At 60.1% G+C, this 16969-nt stretch carries 19 protein-coding genes and 1 tRNA gene; 6 read left to right on the forward strand and 14 right to left on the reverse strand.

Annotation, left to right across the window (positions count from 1 at the left end; genetic code table 11):
* Positions 1 to 156: 156 nt before the first annotated feature.
* Positions 157 to 1782, reverse strand: coding sequence for a glucose-6-phosphate isomerase (gene pgi, locus AC13RC_RS00005; protein ID WP_488556145.1), 1626 nt, complete (start codon positions 1780 to 1782; stop codon positions 157 to 159).
* Positions 1783 to 1956: 174 nt separating this feature from the next.
* Positions 1957 to 3654 (reverse strand): long-chain-fatty-acid--CoA ligase, encoded by a 1698-nt coding sequence (locus AC13RC_RS00010; RefSeq protein WP_488556146.1) that lies wholly within the window; start codon positions 3652 to 3654, stop codon positions 1957 to 1959.
* A gap of 347 nt (positions 3655 to 4001) precedes the next feature.
* Here AC13RC_RS00010 and AC13RC_RS00015 point away from each other — a divergent pair, with 347 nt between their 5' ends.
* Positions 4002 to 4394: a PRC-barrel domain-containing protein gene (locus AC13RC_RS00015; RefSeq protein WP_183810445.1), complete on the forward strand. Its 393-nt coding sequence runs from the start codon at positions 4002 to 4004 to the stop codon at positions 4392 to 4394.
* 57 nt (positions 4395 to 4451) lie between these two features.
* Here the strand turns inward: AC13RC_RS00015 and AC13RC_RS00020 are convergent, their stop codons facing one another.
* The gene (locus tag AC13RC_RS00020; protein WP_488556147.1) at positions 4452 to 4847 is read right to left on the reverse strand and encodes a VOC family protein; all 396 of its coding nucleotides are present in this window, start codon (positions 4845 to 4847) and stop codon (positions 4452 to 4454) included.
* A 179-nt stretch (positions 4848 to 5026) separates the two neighbouring features.
* Between AC13RC_RS00020 and AC13RC_RS00025 the strand changes: the two genes are divergently transcribed.
* Positions 5027 to 5410, forward strand: coding sequence for a YciI family protein (locus tag AC13RC_RS00025; RefSeq protein ID WP_113351275.1), 384 nt, complete (start codon positions 5027 to 5029; stop codon positions 5408 to 5410).
* 25 nt (positions 5411 to 5435) lie between these two features.
* Here the strand turns inward: AC13RC_RS00025 and AC13RC_RS00030 are convergent, their stop codons facing one another.
* The 5 genes from AC13RC_RS00030 to AC13RC_RS00050 form a co-directional block, all read right to left on the reverse strand.
* Positions 5436 to 6185, reverse strand: a complete 750-nt coding sequence (locus AC13RC_RS00030) for an ABC transporter permease (RefSeq protein WP_488556148.1) — start codon at positions 6183 to 6185, stop codon at positions 5436 to 5438.
* On the reverse strand, positions 6182 to 7129 hold the full coding sequence (locus AC13RC_RS00035) for an ABC transporter ATP-binding protein (RefSeq protein ID WP_113351273.1): 948 nt from the start codon (positions 7127 to 7129) through the stop codon (positions 6182 to 6184). The genes AC13RC_RS00030 and AC13RC_RS00035 overlap by 4 nt, the downstream gene beginning before the upstream one ends.
* Positions 7126 to 8292 carry an ABC transporter permease gene (locus tag AC13RC_RS00040; RefSeq protein WP_488556149.1) on the reverse strand — a complete coding sequence of 389 codons (1167 nt, stop codon included), beginning with the start codon at positions 8290 to 8292 and terminating at the stop codon, positions 7126 to 7128. The genes AC13RC_RS00035 and AC13RC_RS00040 overlap by 4 nt, the downstream gene beginning before the upstream one ends.
* Positions 8293 to 8525: 233 nt before the next feature.
* Positions 8526 to 9434 (reverse strand): glycine betaine ABC transporter substrate-binding protein OsmF, encoded by a 909-nt coding sequence (gene osmF / locus AC13RC_RS00045; protein WP_069611224.1) that lies wholly within the window; start codon positions 9432 to 9434, stop codon positions 8526 to 8528.
* 288 nt (positions 9435 to 9722) lie between these two features.
* Positions 9723 to 10013 (reverse strand): hypothetical protein, encoded by a 291-nt coding sequence (locus tag AC13RC_RS00050; RefSeq protein WP_488556763.1) that lies wholly within the window; start codon positions 10011 to 10013, stop codon positions 9723 to 9725.
* Here AC13RC_RS00050 and AC13RC_RS00055 point away from each other — a divergent pair.
* From AC13RC_RS00055 to AC13RC_RS00065, 3 genes are all read left to right on the forward strand, one after another.
* Positions 9910 to 11106 (forward strand): LysR family transcriptional regulator, encoded by a 1197-nt coding sequence (locus AC13RC_RS00055; RefSeq protein WP_488556727.1) that lies wholly within the window; start codon positions 9910 to 9912, stop codon positions 11104 to 11106. The two genes, AC13RC_RS00050 and AC13RC_RS00055, sit on opposite strands and share 104 nt — an antisense overlap.
* Positions 11107 to 11271: 165 nt before the next feature.
* Complete coding sequence (locus AC13RC_RS00060; protein ID WP_162746364.1) at positions 11272 to 11433, forward strand: hypothetical protein; 162 nt, start codon at positions 11272 to 11274, stop codon at positions 11431 to 11433.
* A gap of 256 nt (positions 11434 to 11689) precedes the next feature.
* Complete coding sequence (locus AC13RC_RS00065) at positions 11690 to 12088, forward strand: hypothetical protein (RefSeq protein WP_069611227.1); 399 nt, start codon at positions 11690 to 11692, stop codon at positions 12086 to 12088.
* A gap of 78 nt (positions 12089 to 12166) precedes the next feature.
* Here AC13RC_RS00065 and AC13RC_RS00070 read toward each other — a convergent pair whose 3' ends face one another.
* Both AC13RC_RS00070 and AC13RC_RS00075 read right to left on the reverse strand, forming a co-directional pair.
* Complete coding sequence (locus AC13RC_RS00070; protein WP_183810454.1) at positions 12167 to 12466, reverse strand: antibiotic biosynthesis monooxygenase; 300 nt, start codon at positions 12464 to 12466, stop codon at positions 12167 to 12169.
* Positions 12467 to 12618: 152 nt separating this feature from the next.
* Positions 12619 to 13497 carry a glycosyltransferase family 2 protein gene (locus tag AC13RC_RS00075; protein ID WP_488556150.1) on the reverse strand — a complete coding sequence of 293 codons (879 nt, stop codon included), beginning with the start codon at positions 13495 to 13497 and terminating at the stop codon, positions 12619 to 12621.
* A gap of 302 nt (positions 13498 to 13799) precedes the next feature.
* On the opposite strand from AC13RC_RS00075, the gene AC13RC_RS00080 reads away from it, so the two are divergent.
* Positions 13800 to 14405, forward strand: a complete 606-nt coding sequence (locus AC13RC_RS00080; RefSeq protein ID WP_488556728.1) for a class I SAM-dependent methyltransferase — start codon at positions 13800 to 13802, stop codon at positions 14403 to 14405.
* A gap of 228 nt (positions 14406 to 14633) precedes the next feature.
* On the opposite strand, the gene AC13RC_RS00085 is transcribed toward AC13RC_RS00080, so the two are convergent.
* From AC13RC_RS00085 to AC13RC_RS00100, 4 genes are all read right to left on the reverse strand, one after another.
* Complete coding sequence (locus tag AC13RC_RS00085; RefSeq protein WP_488556151.1) at positions 14634 to 14885, reverse strand: DUF982 domain-containing protein; 252 nt, start codon at positions 14883 to 14885, stop codon at positions 14634 to 14636.
* Between the two features lie 73 nt (positions 14886 to 14958).
* Positions 14959 to 15207, reverse strand: coding sequence for a DUF982 domain-containing protein (locus tag AC13RC_RS00090; RefSeq protein ID WP_162746365.1), 249 nt, complete (start codon positions 15205 to 15207; stop codon positions 14959 to 14961).
* Positions 15208 to 15482: 275 nt separating this feature from the next.
* A tRNA-Thr gene (locus tag AC13RC_RS00095) sits at positions 15483 to 15558 on the reverse strand.
* Between the two features lie 138 nt (positions 15559 to 15696).
* Positions 15697 to 16656, reverse strand: a complete 960-nt coding sequence (locus tag AC13RC_RS00100; protein WP_488556152.1) for an NAD(P)H-dependent flavin oxidoreductase — start codon at positions 16654 to 16656, stop codon at positions 15697 to 15699.
* Positions 16657 to 16969: the final 313 nt, after the last annotated feature.

The raw sequence follows: 16969 nt of genomic DNA on the forward strand, positions 1-16969 counted from the left end.
CTCCGCTCATATGCGATACCCCTGCCTTGAGGGGAGGGTCGGCACGTCGTGCCGAGGTGGGGTGATCCTTTGGTCGTTCCGATGCGGAGAGCTCAATCACCCCTACTCGTCGCTTTGCGGCGACCTCCCTCCTCAAGGAGGAGGTGGATAATCGGCTTACTTCGCGCGGCTTGCGAGCGCTGCCACCAGCCCCTGCGTCGAGGAATCGTGGCCGGCGGCGCTTTCCTTGCCTTCGATGACCGGAAGCAGGCCTGTTGCCAGTTCCTTGCCGAGCTCGACGCCCCATTGGTCGAAGGAGTTGATGCGGAAGAGCACGCCCTCGACGAAGACGCGATGTTCGTAAAGCGCGATCAGGCGTCCCAGTGCAAAGGGCGTCAGCTTGTCATAGACGAAGGTGATCGACGGGCGGTTGCCGGTGAAGACGCGGTGCGGCGCGATGAAATCAGCCTTCTTGTCGTCCATGCCCTTGGAGGTGAGCTGAGCCTTGGCTTCCTCGAAGGTGCGGCCCTTCATCAGCGCTTCCGACTGTGCCAGGCAATTGGCCATCAGCAGGTCGTGCTGGTGGCGCAGCTCCGGCTCGAAGCCGTTGGCGGCGATCATGAATTCGGCCGGGATGATGCTCGTACCCTGATGGATGAGCTGATAGAAGGCGTGCTGGCCGTTGGTGCCGGGCTCACCCCAGACGACCGGGCCGGAATTGCCTTCGACCGGCGTGCCGTCGATGGTGACGCCCTTGCCGTTCGATTCCATATCCAGCTGTTGCAGATAGGCCGGGAAGCGCGAGAGACGCTGGTCATAGGGCAGGATCGCACGCGTCGGATAGCCGAGCGCGTTGCGGTGATAGAAGCCGATAAGGCCGAGCAGCATCGGCAGGTTTTCTTTGAATGGCGCCTGGCGGAAATGGTTGTCCATCGCATGTGCGCCATCGAGGAACTTGCCGAAGTTTTCCGGGCCGATCGCGATCATCAGCGGCAGGCCGATGGCCGACCAGATCGAATAGCGGCCGCCAACCCAATCCCAGAAGCCGAAGACGCGCTCACTGTCGATGCCGAAGGCGGCGACCTTATCGAGCGCCGTCGAAACGGCGGCGAAGTGATGCTGCACGGCAGCTTCGCCGAGCGCGTCGGCGATGAACTTGCGCGCCGTCTGGGCGTTCGTCATCGTTTCGATGGTCGTGAAGGTCTTCGAAGCAACGATGAAGAGCGTCGTTTCTGGCTTAACGAGCTTCAGGATATCGGCGATATGGGCGCCGTCGATGTTGGAGATGAAATGCGAGCGTGGGCCGTCGTGGTAGGGGGCGAGCGCCAGCGTTGCCATGACCGGCCCGAGATCGGAGCCGCCGATGCCGATGTTGATGACATCGGTGATCGCCTTGCCCGTCGAGCCCTTCACGGCGCCCGAGCGGATGCCGTCGGCGAACTTGCCCATTGCGGCCAGAACCGCGTTGACATCAGGCATGACATCCTTGCCATCGACGAGCACCGGCTTGTTCGAGCGGTTGCGCAGCGCAGTGTGCAGAACGGCGCGATTTTCGGTGAAGTTGATCGCTACGCCGGAGAACATTTCCTCGCGCTTGGCGGCAACGCCGCCCTCGGCTGCGAGCTTCTCGAGCAGGGCGAGGATATCGTCGTTAACAGCCGTCTTGGAGTAATCCATCAATAGGTCGTCGAACGAGGCGCTGAAGCGGGAAAAGCGTTTCGGATCGGCGGCGAAAGCGGCGCGAATATCCGTGGCCTTCGTTGCCGATGCGGTGCTCTTCAGTTGGTCGACGAGGGCGTTCATGGGAGGCTCCTTGCGGTTCGCGCTGCTGGCCTTCAAAACCGGGCCAAGCGCTTTGAGATTGGTCGCGAAAACTATTCCCTATGTAGGGCGTAAATCAAGTTCACCTATCGCCCAAAACGAAAAAAGCCGCTCGTGAAAAAGCACGAGCGGCTTCCTGAATGACATCGAATTATGTCAGCCGCGCAACTCCTTGCGCAGGATCTTGCCGACATTCGATTTCGGCAGTTCGGTGCGGAATTCAATGAAGCGCGGACGCTTGTAGTTGGTAAGGTTTTCCGCGCAATGAGCCTTGACGTCGGCCTCCGTCAACGCCGGATCCTTCTTGACGATGAAGAGCTTCACCGCTTCACCGGAATGCGGGTCGGGCACGCCGATTGCTGCGGCCTCAAGAACGCCCGGATGCATGACGGCGACTTCCTCGATCTCGTTCGGATAGACGTTGAAGCCCGAGACCAGGATCATGTCCTTCTTGCGATCGACGATCTTGGTGTAGCCGCGCTCGTCCATGAAGCCCATGTCGCCGCTGCGGAAGAAGCCGTCCGGCGTCATGACGCGCGCGGTCTCTGCCGGCTGCTTCCAGTAGCCTGCCATGACCTGCGGCCCGCGAATGCAGATTTCGCCGACTTCGCCGAGCGGCAGGGAATTGCCGTTCTCGTCGCGAATATCGAAATCGGTGCCTGTAATCGGCAGGCCGATCGTGCCGGTAAATTCCGGGCTGTCGAAACGATTGGCGCTGGCAACCGGCGACGTCTCGGAAAGGCCGTAGCCCTCCGTGATCCAGGCGCCCGTCATCTTCTGCCACCGTTCGGCGACTGGCCGCTGCACCGCCATGCCGCCGGCAAGCGTTGCGGTATTGGACAGGTCCAGTTTGCTAAACTCCGGATTGTTCATCAGCGCGTTGAATAGCGTGTTCAGGCCGGGGAACATGTCGAACTTGTATTTGCCGAGCTCCTTGATGAATGCCGGTATGTCGCGTGGATTGGCGATCAGCACATTATGGCCGCCGAGCGACATGCCCATCAGCGAATTCACCGTCAGTGCAAAGATATGATAGAGCGGCAAGGCGCAGACAAAGGTCAGCTGCTCCGGGCGCGGCTTGTTGATATAGGCGGATTGGAGCCAGAGCAGCAATTGCAGCTGGTTGGCGAGCAGATTGGCATGGGTAAGGATCGCGCCCTTGGCGACGCCGGTCGTACCGCCGGTATATTGCAGAAATGCGATGTCGCTGCCGGTCAGTTCCGATAGCTTCAGGGGCAGACGCGAGCCCTCGGCGATCACGCTCTTGAAACTGCGATGGCCGGGAATGGACCAGGCTGGAACCAGCTTCTTCACTTTGCGGACGATGAAGTTGACAATGTGGCCCTTGGCGCCGAGCATGTCGCCGAGCGCGGTGACGACGACATGGCGTACATCCGTATGGGCCAGAACCTGCTCGACCGTATGGGCGAAGTTTTCCAGAACGAAGATCGCCTTGGCCCCGCAATCGCGCAGCTGATGTTCGAGTTCGCGTGGCGTGTAGAGCGGGTTGACGTTGACGACGACGAGCCCGGCGCGAAGAATGCCATAAACTGCGATCGGATTTTGCAGCACGTTCGGCATCATGACGGCAACGCGATCACCCTTCTTGAGGCCGAGGCTCTGCAACCAGGCGGCAATTTTGCGCGTCTGCAGATCGAGATCGCGATAGGTGATGGATTTGCCCATGCTGGTGAAGGCGGGTCTGTCGGCATAGCGCGCACAGCTTTCCTCCAGCAGTTCGGCGAGCGATGCATGTTCCAGCGGCGGCAGCTCCGCCGGTACGATATCCGGATAGGAGGCGAGCCATATTTTCTTGACCTGCGGTCTATCCGAAGGAGCGGAGACTGAATTCATGCGCATTTCCTCCTCTACGCACCATCACCACGCCCCGCCGTCATATGCGGCGGCTATGCAGAGTGTCATTGGACGATCAAAAAGTCTCCCGCTTTTCACATCGCCGCAGTCTTTGCTCTCAACTAAATCATTGGAGCGCAACCGAAGCTACAATAACCTTGACGTAAACGTCAATAATCGTCTTGCGCTCACGTTTTTTACAATCTTGAAAAAAGTACTGGAACTTTTATGACAACGGAGCGTTAATAGCGCCATGGGTTTAAACCCATCGGAGCATCGTGCTGCCCCAAAGAGCAGATCGGACGCTCCATAGTTTATGTGACGCGTATCCAGAAGGAGGTGCGCATATGCATAAAGAGAGTGCCGATTTTTCGGGTCGTGACCTTTACATTAAGGACATGTCGATGCTGGTCCCCTGCGATCGCGTCGAAGGGTCGAGAGTGTACGGCTCGGACGGCAAACAGATTGGTCATATCGAGCGGCTGATGCTGGAAAAAAGTGATGGACGCATCGCTTTCGTCATTCTGAGCTTCGGCGGTTTCTTCGGCATCGGCCAGGAGCACTACCGGCTGCCGTGGGAGAAGCTGCGCTACGATGCCCACATTGATGGCTATCGCGTCAGCATGACCAAGAACGACATCGAAAAGGCGTGCCGCTTCGCTGCCAAGGACGACCACGACCATAAGAATCATGGCCACAAGAGCCACGATTATTTTGGCGTGCCGCCCTATTGGATGTGAGCGCGCTGGCGGAACTGCCGGATGCCCCGCCGATGCGGGGCTCGCTCCCTGTTTGGGCTAGTTGAACCGCCCAAGCTTTTGCACCACCTCGATCTTGTAACCATCGGGGTCGGTGACGAAGAACAGCAATGCAAAAAGCTTCCCATCACGATTGAGTTCGATGATCTTGCCGGGGTTGAGCCCGAGTTTGGTCATACGCGCATGCTCGTCCTTCAGTTCCGAAACTGAAACCGCGAGATGGCCGTAGGCATCCCCTTGTGCATAAGGCTCGATGCGGCCCTGATTGATGGTCAATTCCAGCTCGAAGCCGGTCTCGGCATTGCTGAGATAGACCAGGGTAAAGGTCTCGAAGGCAATACGGTCGGCAACCTTCAGGCCGAAAGCCTTATCGTAGAATTCGATCGAGCGCGCCTCGTCCAGCACGCGGATCATCGAGTGAATCATCTTGGCCATCGGTGCCTCCATAAATCGTCGGGACATATCATTGCAGCCAATGCCATCGGCAGCCAGCGAAGGCAAGCATGGGGAAACTCGCCATATCTCCAGCCGAGCATAGATCCGGGGTTCCCGGATTGCGATCGGTCTGCTTAACTCCCCGGCGCTCACGTATAGGGCTCAAGGGGGGAGAAACCATGTACTACGCCATTCTGGCCTATCACGAGGAAAGTATCGTCGAATCCTGGAGCAAGGAGGAGGATACCGCGCTCATGAAGGAGCTTTTGGAGATCAATGACCGCATGGTCGCGCAGAAATCGCTGGGGCCGGCTGCGCGTCTCGGATCGACGCAGAACGCCGTCACCTTGCGGGGGAAGGGTGCGGGCATGGTCATCGACGGGCCGTTTGCAGAAACCAAGGAACAGCTGCTCGGCTTCTACGTCGTCGATTTTCCGACGATTGAGGGGGCAGTCGAGGCAGCGCGCGAATTGCGCCGCGTCAATCCCACCGCCGTTTATGAAGTCAGACCGATTTCGCTTTACCTGCCCGGCGCATCCTTGCCGTCAGGCGAAGGCAACTGATGGGAAGCTGTGATCGGCGTCGACCTCAATGAGGTTGAAGGCCGATCTTGCTGGTGACCGACCGCTCGATCATCTCCATGCCGTCATAGATCAGCACCGCCATCAGGCCAACGATCAGGCCGCCCTGCAGGATGAAGGCGGTGTTGTCGTTGATGAGCCCGGCGATGATGACTTCACCCAGCCCCTTGGCGGCGACGGTGGAGCCGATCGTCGCCGTGCCGATATTGATAACGGTCGCGATCTTCAGCCCTTCGATGATCAGCGGCAGGGCAAGCGGCAACTCGACGCGGAAGAGCCGCTGCCAGCCGTTCATGCCCATGCCGTCGGCGGCATCGAGCACCGAGGCGGGTACCTGCTGCAGCCCGGCTACCGTGTTCTCGAAGATCGGCAGCAGCGCGTAGAGAAACAGCGCGATGAATGTCGGGACGGCGCCGAAGCCGGTGGTTGAGATCGCAAGCGCCAGCACGGCAACGGGCGGGAAGGTCTGGCCGGCATTGGCGATCGCTCGCGACAGCGGCAGGAAGTCGGCGCCGATCGGCCGCGTGACGAAGATACCGCCAAGCACGGCCAGGATCCCGCTTGCGGCGATCGAGACAAGGATCAGCTCGAGATGGCTGAGCGCCAGGCTCGGCAGGCTGTTCTGCGTATAGATCGGAGACGCCCCGAATTTGGTCAGCGGTGCCAGAACAGGTATCAGCCATTCCGGACGGAAGAGCATCACCAGCAGCAGCGCCAGAGCCAGGAGGCGAAAGAGATTGGCGGCGAGAAATTTCATGCTTTGCGGCCCAGCTCGATCAGGTGCTGGATCGAGATCGAGCCGACGGGCACCTTGCGCTCGTCCTCGACCGTCGCCTCGTCCGCGCCCTGCCAGATCAGTTCGGCCAAAGCGTCGCGAAGATTGAGGGTTTGCGGCAGGCTGTAGCCTAGTCCCGGCCGCGGCGGCTGCATGCTCTCTTTCAATGGCAGCAGCGACATCAGCTTCAAGGCACGATCGGATGTGCCGGTCAGCTGCTGCACGAAGGGATCGGCCGGCTCGGTCAGGATTTTCTCAGGCTCGGAACATTGCAGCAGCTTGCCGCCGCTCATGACGGCGATCTGGTCGCCGAGATGAAAGGCCTCGTCCATATCGTGGGTGACGAGGACGATGGTCGTGCCGAACTGCTTCTGGATGGCGAGCAGGTCGTCCTGCGCCTTGCCGCGGATGACCGGGTCGAGTGCGCCGAAGGGCTCGTCCATCAGCAGCAATTCCGGTTCCGCTGCAAGCGCGCGTGCGACGCCGACGCGCTGCTGCTGGCCACCGGAAAGCTGGCTTGGATATTTGCCGGCAAAGGTGCCGGGGTCGAGATGGAAAAGATTGAGGAGCTCTTCGACACGGCCGTCGATGCGCGTCTTTTCCCAGCCGAGCAGCTCGGGGACGGTAGCGATATTCTGCGCAACGGTGCGATGCGGAAAGAGCCCGTGCCCCTGAATGGCATAGCCGATACGGCGGCGAAGCTCGGTCGCCGGCACATTCATGATGTCCTCGCCGGCAACGGAGATGTGGCCGCCCGATATCGGCACCAGCCGGTTGATCATGCGCATCAGCGTCGATTTGCCGGAGCCGGAGGTGCCGACGATGACGGTGATTGTGCCCTTCTCCATGCTCATGCTGACATTGTCGACGACCGTTGCGTTGCCATACCGCTTGGTGACGCCCTTGAGCTCGATCATGCTGGTCATGCGCGTTGTCCCCGGATGCTGTCGATGACCGCATCGAGGATGACGGCCGATGAGAAGGCGAGAAAGACCGTCGGCACGGCGCCGAGCAGCACCAGGTCATTGGCCGTTTGGCCGATGCCCTGGAAGATGAAGAGGCCGAAGCCGCCGCCGCCGATCAATGCCGCCACGGTGACGAGGCCGATTGCCTGTACCAGCACGATGCGGATGCCCGTGAGGATGACGGGGAAGGCGAGCGGCAGGTCGATGCCGGTCAGGATCTGCCGGCGCGTCAGGCCCATGCCGGCGGCGGAATCGCGCACGGAAGGGTCGACGCCGGCAAGGCCGACAACGGTATTGGCGACGATCGGCAGCAGCGAATAGATGACGAGTGCTACCAACGCCGGCGCCACGCCAATGCCTTTGACGCCGATCTCGGCGGCGAAAGGCACGTTGGCGGCGATATAGCCGAGCGGCAGCATGAGAATGCCGAATAGGGCAAGGCTGGGGATGGTCTGCACCAGGCTCAGCGCCCGCAATACCACGGCTCGGATGCTAGGTTGCCAATAACAGAAGATGCCGAGCGGCAGCGCCAGCACGATGGCGATGGCGACTGAGCCCAGAGACAGGAACACGTGGTTGAGCGCCTCATGCCAGAATTTGTCGGCATTGTTGGCGTATTCCTTCATGATCGAGAGATTGTTGAGCAGGCCGGAGCGCAGGACGACGGCAAGCAGCGCTGCATAAACAGCCAGCGCCCCGACCCGCAACCAGGGTGTCAGCCGCAGCTTGACCAGCGCGTCCGAAATCATCAATCCCACGACGGCGAGCAGCACCCAGAAGCAGCCGCCGGGCGTAATACGTGCCACGGTGCTGCCCGCAGGCGTTGCGGCCGTCGAGACCAGTCCGAGGGTTACGATCAGCATGGCGATCGCGAGTGTTGCGATCCCGAGGCGAATGACCTGGTTGCGCAGGAAAAGCGCGGCGAGCGCGGCTGCGGCCAGAAGGACCAGCAGGCATAGGGCGGACGGCTGGGCAAGAAGCTGCGTCAGCAGTTGTGGCTTGCCGGCGGCGATGCGGTTTGCCTTGACGATGATGAACGGCATCCAGGCCGTTGCCAGCACGCCGCCGGCCACCAATACCACTCCGAGACGGTCCACTCTGCGGACCGCTAGCGCATCTTCCATCAGGCAAGCTCCGTCAGCACATGAGCCCAGAATTCAAGGCGGGTTCGGACAAGATCATGCCCAATTGAGACCCCGCGGCTCCACCTTATCAAAATGGAGCCGCCGGAACGGATGATTTTAGGTCTACTGGACCTAAAATCTGAATCCGCTCCGGAACCAGAGGAGTAGAGCATGATGTCGTCCGAAAACCGTTGACACTTTTCGGCATCATGCTCGAGAGCAGCGTCAATGCCTTATTTCAGGAAGCCATTGTCCTTGAGGTAGGATTCGGCAACAGCCTTAGCCGGCTCGCCATCGACCTGGATGCGGCCGTTGAGCTTGCGCAGCACGTCGGCTGTCAGACCCTTGAAGATCGGAGCCAGAACCTCTTCGATCTTCGGATTGGCCTTCAGCACAGCCTCGCGGATGATCGGCGTCGGCGCATAGACCGGCTGCACACTCTTGTCGTCCTCGAGCACGGTCAGTTCGGCGGCTTCGATGGCGCCGTCGGTGCCATAGACCATCGCCGTGTTGACGCCGTTGGTCTGGTCGGCAGCAGCCTTGATCGTCGCCGCAGTATCGCCGCCCGAAAGCACCACTTCCTGATCCGGCTTTAGCTTAAAGCTATAGGTGGTTTCGAAGGCCGGCAGGGCTGCCGGCGAATTGACGAATTCGGAAGAGGCTGCGATCTTCACAGAGCCGCCGCCAGCAACCCACTTGCCGAAGTCCGACATGGTTTTCAGCTTGGCCGGGCCGGCGACGTCACTGCGCACAGCGATCGCCCAGGTGTTGTTGGCGGGCGAGGGCGTCAGCCAGACGATCTTGTTGGCGTCATAGTCCAGCTTTTTCGCCAGATCATAACCCTGCTGCAGGTTCTTCCAGGCCGCATCGTCGGCCTTGTTGAAGAAGAAGCCGGCATTGCCGGTATATTCGGCATAGATGTCGATTTCGCCCGCGGTAATCGCCTTGCGCACGACCGGCGTCGTGCCCAGAGCGATGCGATCCTGCGCCTTGATGCCGTTGGCATTGAGCGCCGCGAGGATGATGTTGCCGAGCAGCGTGCCTTCGGTGTCGATCTTCGAGGAGACGACGACGTCGGCGGCGCTGGCGCCACTGGCAAGGAGAGCCGTCAGCGTGGCGGCAAGTGCAAGCTTCTTGAACATGATGTTTCCCTTTGTACCCCGTTAAATCGTTCTTCTGCTTGCCCGCGCCGCCTTGAAGGGCCGCAGTCCGGACAGGCAGGCTTGGAGCGGGCGGTCAGCCCACAGGCGAATTCGTGGCTGCTTCAGGCAGGTAGCGCTCATCGCGGAAAAGTCGATGTGCTTCGGATACCCGTTGCAGTCGCGCGATTATGACGAGCGTACTCGACATTCGCGCGAAATTGGATTTCTTTTTTCGGGGGCAAGTGCGTTTGTTTTTGTTCCCCTTACCCGTTTGGCGCTGTTCCGATCTCATTTTTGCGGCTGGATCGGTAAGGCGACAAAGAAACGATAGCTGTCGCTTTTCGGCTTAGGGATATCTTTTTTCGAGAACACGTCATATCGTCGGGATATCGTTGATATTGCTGCGGTCGAGCCAGGATGCGTGCCGCGGCTGAGGAGATCTGATTTGTATCTCGGCGCATTGTTCATAGCCGACATGGTGTTCTCCATCGGCTCGGTGAGGGAGACCGCGCGGCGGCTGTCTTTTTCCGCTTCGACCGTCTCAAGCGCGTTGCGCCGGCTAGAGACCGAGCTGGCCATGAAGCTTGTCGAGCGCGCCTCCGGCGAGCTTGCAACCCTTCTGGCGAGTTCGAAGGTTCAAAAGGGCCTGCAACCTATTCTCGCGAGCATGCGTCAGCTTTCCACCCTGGTGAAGGAGCCGCCGGCGCCTGGGTACTATGACCAATGGGCCGCGCGCCTGCCGCTGAAGATCGCCACCATAGAACGCTTTCTGGAGGTTGCCGATCAGGGCAGCATCAATCGGGCGGCCCGCCGCCTGCGTCTTGGCCAGCCGCAGCTCTCCTTGCAGATCGCCAATCTGGAGGAATTATTCGGCTGCCGCCTGTTCGCGCGGCAGGCGCAAGGCTCGGTGCTGACGGAGGCCGGACAGCAGGTTCACGCCATTCTCTCCGCCATTGCGCAGGCCTGGGACGAGATGAAAGCGACGGCGGACGAGCGCTTTCAGCGCACTGCACGCGCGGTCCGCATCGGCTCGATCATTCCAACCGGTTCGGAAAGCTGGGTCGCCCGTTCGCTTGCAAGCCTGGTGTCGCGCTGGAACATCGGCGGCAACCGCAACATGCTGTCGCTAATGCTGATGACGGCCGATGATTTGCGCGAGGCGCTTCGATCAGGCCGTATCGATGTCGCCATCGTCGATTCCGTGTTCGGCCTCGATGCCTTCGAACATGTGGAACTGATCGCCACGGACATGGTGGCGATCGCCCCGCCCGACAGCACGGAGCATACATTCGCCGCGCTCGTCGAAAATCATCCGCTCTGCGTGCCGAGCCCCCGGACCGGTATCGGCAATGCCGCGACGGCCTTCGGCTATGACAGTCGCGACCGCCGCCGGTTTCTCGGCCGCGACATTACCTCGGCCGACTCGCTGCCCGTCATCGTCGACCTCGTTGCCAATCACGGCTACGTCTCGTTTCTCGGCCGCGTCAGCGCCATTCCGATCGCCGACAAGGTCCGCATCGTCGATCCGGATGAGATATTGCCGCTGTCCTATCATCTCGCCCATAACGGCCGCAAAGCCTCGGTGGAAGCCTGCCGGTTGATCCAGCAGGCGGTTCGTGAACTGGTTGGAGAGATGGGAACCGCACGAAAGCGGCTGTCGTCTCGCGGGTAGCGGAACAAACGTGGCATATTCGCGTTTAGGTGGGTTAGGTTAGTCCGGGCGTACGCAGCCGGGGGGCTCGTTCGGCACCCAAGGAGAGACCATAGATGAAAATTCTTGCAACTGCGCTCGTCGCATTAGGCATTATTGTTCTACCCGCTACCTATGCCGAGGCGCGTGATCATCACCACCACCGCTGGCATCAACATCACCATCGCGACTATCGCCCTCATCATCATGGCTGGCATCGCCACGAAGGATGGCGGCATGGACATCGCCATCATCGCTGGCACAGCAAGCCGCATTTCTCGCATGCCTGATGGCTGCGGACAGGTATGAAAACGGCGCCTTGGGGCGCCGTTTTTGCGACTGTCCCATCCCTTGCGTCCTCCTCATTCCGTCTTGACGATGCCGGTTGAAACCATCGGCCGGCAAGCGCGTGATCGTGCTTCGGCGGACCTATGGCGATGTCGCGAAAACGCCTGCTCTCCAAGGGATAACGGAACTTTCGAAGGCGCTGTTGCGTTTACTATATCGTCCGGAGGACGCGAGTAATACGAGTAGCGTTTACGTCCGGCATTGAAGGAGGCTGGAAATGAAAATTCTGGCAACAGCGCTGGTTGCGCTAGGTATGGTCGTGTTGCCGGCAACCTATGCCGAGGCGCGTCCCCATCACCATGGGCACCACCATCGGATGGTCGTCCATCGGCATTATCACCACCACTACTATTACCGCCATCACTACTATCGCCCATATTACGGCTATTACGCGCCGTATTATGGCTATGACCGACCCTATTACGGTTATTACCAGCCCTACTATCCCTTAGGGGTATTCGGTGTTTTCGGCGGTTATGGCGGCTATCGCCACCACCACGGTTGGTATGGCGGGCGCGGATACCATCACGGCTGGTATGCCGGCGGCCATCGCGGATGGCACGGCGGCGGTGGCCACTGGCGCTATTACAGCCAGCCGCACTTCTCGCACAATTGACGGCCTGGCCGCTGGCAAAACGGCGCCTCCGGGGCGCCGTTTCATGATGACATCAGAAGCTGTCCGGCAGCGACAGGTTCACGCCGAGTTCAGGACGTGAACGGCGCGATCGGCCATCAGATGCTTCACCTTCTCGCCGTAGGCGGCCATATGCGCGGAAGCGGCATGCGCCTTCAGCGCCGCCAGGCTTTCCCATTTCTCGACCACGACGAAGGTGTCAGGCCCAAAGGCCGGATCGGCCCCTTCGACATCCACGACGGCGGTATATTCGATACAACCGTCTTCGGCGTGGACGGCCGGAACATTCGCTTGGAACGCTTCGAGCACTTCGGCGCGCTTGCCGGGATGGGCGGTGAGGATGGCGAGTACGTGAATCATGGAGATGTCCTTGAAGCGATATTCAATACGGATGGAGAATAACGGACGCCACCGGATGTGAGGCCGGTTTCAACCATTACCACGGAACAGGTTCGTCCGAACGCCGAACTTCAATTTTTATCGCGCATGAGATTCTTGCTGGATCGCGGCGTTCACATCCGATTGATGTATTTGGGATCGAGCGATCCGCTCAGCAAATGGCCGACCGCGAGGAGATTGCCCTGCAGGCGGCCGCGCCGGTCGATATAGGGCGGTGGGTTGACAGAGCCGACAACATTCGAGGCGATATTGCCGCCCATCAGCTTCAGCGCCCATTTCAGCGAGACCGAGCGCTTCTTGACGAGATAGAGCGGATTGGCGACCTGGGAGTACCCAAGGCGCAGGCCCGATGTGCGGCCGGTCTTGACGCCGAGATGGACGCCACGCAGGCGATTGAACTTGACGATCTTGCCGAAAGGACGCAGCCGCCGGCACAGATCCACATCCTCCTGCCAGGCATAGAGCGGCAGATCCTCGTCGAAATAGATGCCGTTTGCGAGCATCTGCTTCCGGCGGAAAATCATGTTGCAGCCATAGGCGTTGTGCGTGTCCTCGATCGTTGGCGCCGGAAAGGGAGTGGCATCGGCTGCGAGCGCCTCGTCCGCCTCGTCCGCCGTCAGGCCCGGTCCAAGGATACCGTCGCGGACGACTTCGCCGGTCGCCACGACGATCTCCTCATCCGCCTCGAACAGGGCTTCCGTTTCGGCGAGATAGTTCGTTGCCGGAAAGAAATCGTCATCGAAGAAGACGACCACATCCATGCCGACGGCCGCATCGATGATGGCATTGCGCTGCGGGCAGCTGCCCTGCGGTGAGGAGACGATCGTCACGGGAAAGGGTGCGGAACGTAAGCGTTCCGTATCGATGTCGTCACTCTTGGCCGGGCACAGGAAGAGATGATCCGGCTTGCGCGCCTGTCCGGCAAGCCTGTCGATCATCGCCCCCAGAATCGCCTTGCGACCGCATGTCGCCACGCCAACGGCAATTTTCATGATGCATCCCCAGAATATGATCCCAAGGCGCACGGAACCACCAAAAGCTGAATCTTTGGTTGTGCTAATCGCATGCATTCAACGGATTGCGCGCAAAAGGCGTTTCGTTGTCGGCGGCCGGCCCATTTACAGCCGTCGATGGAGCGTTTCGAAAGAGGGGCCTGTCTCGCCGGCCGGCATTTGCGATCGGCTCGAATGCCTGACGCAAGCCATGAATGCCAAGACTTGCAGCATCCACGGTCCAGAAGCAGGTCGTCTGTGCGATCTGCCCTTCAGCCGATATCGAAGGTATCCGCCGCCAAATGCAAACGCGCGACTCGAGATTTCAGTACAAGAGCGGCATGCCGCATACGCAGCTCGGCCTGCATCACATGGAAAATGCCCGGCTGCTGCCCGATCGCGGCGAGCTGCTGCACCGCCTGCCGCATGGCGGCGTCTGCGCCGAGATCGGCGCGGCTTTCGGCGATTTCACCGCCGAGATATTTGAAAAGAACGCGCCGCGAGAGCTTTACCTGATCGACGCGTGGGATACGCCCCGCTATCAGGAGGGCCTGGAGCAGATCAGGTCAAAATTCCGCGGCGCATTGGATCAAGGCCGCCTGCGCATCGTCCAGGGTTACTCCACCGTCCGGCTTTCGGAATTTCCCAACAGCTTTTTCGATTGGGTCTATGTCGACACCAATCACAGCTACGAGACGACCCTGGAGGAGCTGCAGATCAGCCACGTCAAGGTCAAGCAGGACGGCCGCATTGCCGGCCACGACTTCTGCACCGGCAATGTCGTCGATGCCATTCCATATGGCGTGGTCGAAGCCTGCACCAAGTTCTGCAAGGATTTCCATTGGCAGTTCGAATACATGACCTTGGAATCCCACGGGCATTTTTCGTTCTCGCTGAAGCGGCTTTGAAGCATGTCGCGTAAAAATGCGCAGCGGTTTTGCGACAATGACATGCACAAAATCAAAGATCTGAAGCGCGAAAAGCGAATCTGAAAGATCGCGCCGCGTTTTGGGTGTCATGGCCTATGGCCGGCAGGCACCCCGTCGCCGATGCGGGCTCAATAAGGCCGCTACCGTTCGGCGCCTCACGTGAGATGATTGCAGCGGCCGACCGGCCGATCATGGGCCGATGCAGGCTCAATCCTCGAAAATAAAGATGTCGCCTTCCTGCAAAGCCGCGATGAAGGCCTCCCTGGCTTTCTCCGCGTCAAGCTTGCCCTCATGCGCGTCCAGCAGCGCTTTTCTGGCGCTCCTGTAGGCTTGCCCGTCCTCGAGCGTCGGCCATTCCTTCGCCATGTATTCCATGGCGCGTTCCGCATTCGATATCACCAGCCGGTCGCCCGTTTTGCGGGTCTCGACGATTACGGGTTTGCTCCACCATTGGGCCATGAGGTTTCTCCTTCCGCGGTCAACGTGCCGTTGGCTGGAATGTTCCGCAGCCCCGTCGGCCGGATCCGCGCTGTCACGACAGCAAGGGAACTCCCGCTTCGGCCGCTGCGGCAATGAAGGCGACGCGCGCTTCCTCAGGCGCTCGCCAGCCGCGCTGGACGTCGATGCAGATGAGCAATGCCGACAGAAAGCAGTCGCCTTCCTCCGAAGGCCAGTCATCGAGAAGCGTCTTCCAGACTTCCTCGGCCGAGCCTACGGACTTCGCTTCACCGGAACCGTTGCGAATGACGCGGATGGGAGAGAAGTGCGGCACGATGTTCATGGTAGCAGACTCCGTCAAGGCAGAGGCTGTTTTGGCCCTTTTGCCACTGGGCGCGCATTTAACTTTCTTAATCCGCCGGCCGCTTTGAGGCATATGTGATCATTCTTCGTCCGCACACCTGCGATATCAACAAAATCGCGCCTGGGTGCGTCGTTGACCGATCACGTCAGGACCGGTGCTTCTTGCGGCAAATTCGGTCGACGGCGCGGGCGGACTTGCTGAGGACTGGCGATGCCTGGAATAGAGTTGAGGGTATTCGGGGCAGACAGGATAAGTGGTGCCGCTTACGTGACTCGAACACGTGACCCCATCATTACGAATGATGTGCTCTACCGACTGAGCTAAAGCGGCATTCTGCGGAGCATTCGGTTCGGCCCCGCGATTTGCATGGCGCTGATACAGTCTATGTGGCGAGATTTCAAGCGCTCAAATTGCCAATTGGCAAAAAAGCGAGATGCTTGTGAAAAAAGTACCGCTTTTCGCGCCCGATCAAAGTGCCAGTCGGGCGCGCGCCTGTCGGTATTCTCTCTCAAGCCTGTCGACGAGGGCGGATACGGGCTGGATGGATTTGACGGCGCCGATACCTTGGCCGGACCCCCAGATATCCTTCCAGGCCTTCACGCCGGTCGTGGCGGCCTCGAAATCCATCTTGGAAGGATCGGCCTCGGGCAAATTGTCCGGATCGAGGCCGGCGGCGCGAATGGAGGGCTTCAGATAATTCCCAAGAACGCCGGTGAAATAGTTGGAGTAGACGATATCGGCGGCGGTTCCCTCGACGATCGCCTGCTTGTAAGCATCAACCGCGCGCGCCTCCTCCGTCGCGATGAAGGGCGAGCCGATATAGGCAAGATCGGCGCCGGCCGCCTGGGCGGCCAGGATGGCGCCGCCGGTGGCGATGGCGCCGGCCAGGAGCAGCGGCCCATCGAACCATTCGCGGATTTCCTGCACCAGCGCGAAGGGCGAAAGCTGGCCGGCATGGCCGCCGGCGCCGGCAGCAACCGCAATCAGCCCGTCGGCACCCTTGCGGATCGCCGAATTGGCGTGCCGGTTGTTGATGATGTCATGCAGTACGATGCCGCCATAGGAATGCACGGCGGCGTTCACCTCGGGCACGGCGCCGAGCGAGGAAATGACGATCGGCACCTTGTATTTCACGCAAAGCATCAGATCCTGCTCGAGGCGTTTGTTCGACGTATGGACGATCTGATTGACCGCAAATGGAGCTGCCGGACGGTCCGGATTTGCGGCATTGTGTGCGGCAAGGTCCTCCGTGATCATCGCAAGCCATTCGTCGAGCTGGCTTTCCGGACGTGCGTTCAGCGCCGGAAAGGAACCGACGACGCCGGCCTTGCATTGCGCGAGCGTCAAGGCGGGGTGCGAGATGATGAAAAGCGGCGAAGCCACAACCGGCAGGCGCAGGTGCTCGGTCAGGATGGAGGGGAGGGCCATGGACATCATCCCTTTTGACGTTTACGAAAACGTCAAAAGGGATAGCAGATGTCTATCGAGAGGGGAAGATGGTGGAAGAGGCAGGGAAAGGCAGTAGGCGATAGGCAACAGGCAACAGTAATAGCGCTTGACCGCCCCGGTCCGATACCTTCGCCCACTGCCCACTGCCCACTGCCCACTGCCTACTGCCTCACCTCCACCCCATTTGCGTCGTCTTTGCTGTTTATCCCCGCCCGAGTGCCCTTAACCCAAGGCGGAGGCTTGCCTATTGCAGAACGGGGCGTTACCGAATCCGGTTAACGATTGATGAAAA

The sequence above is a fragment of the Martinezella sp. CNPSo 3890 genome, from assembly GCF_057784455.1.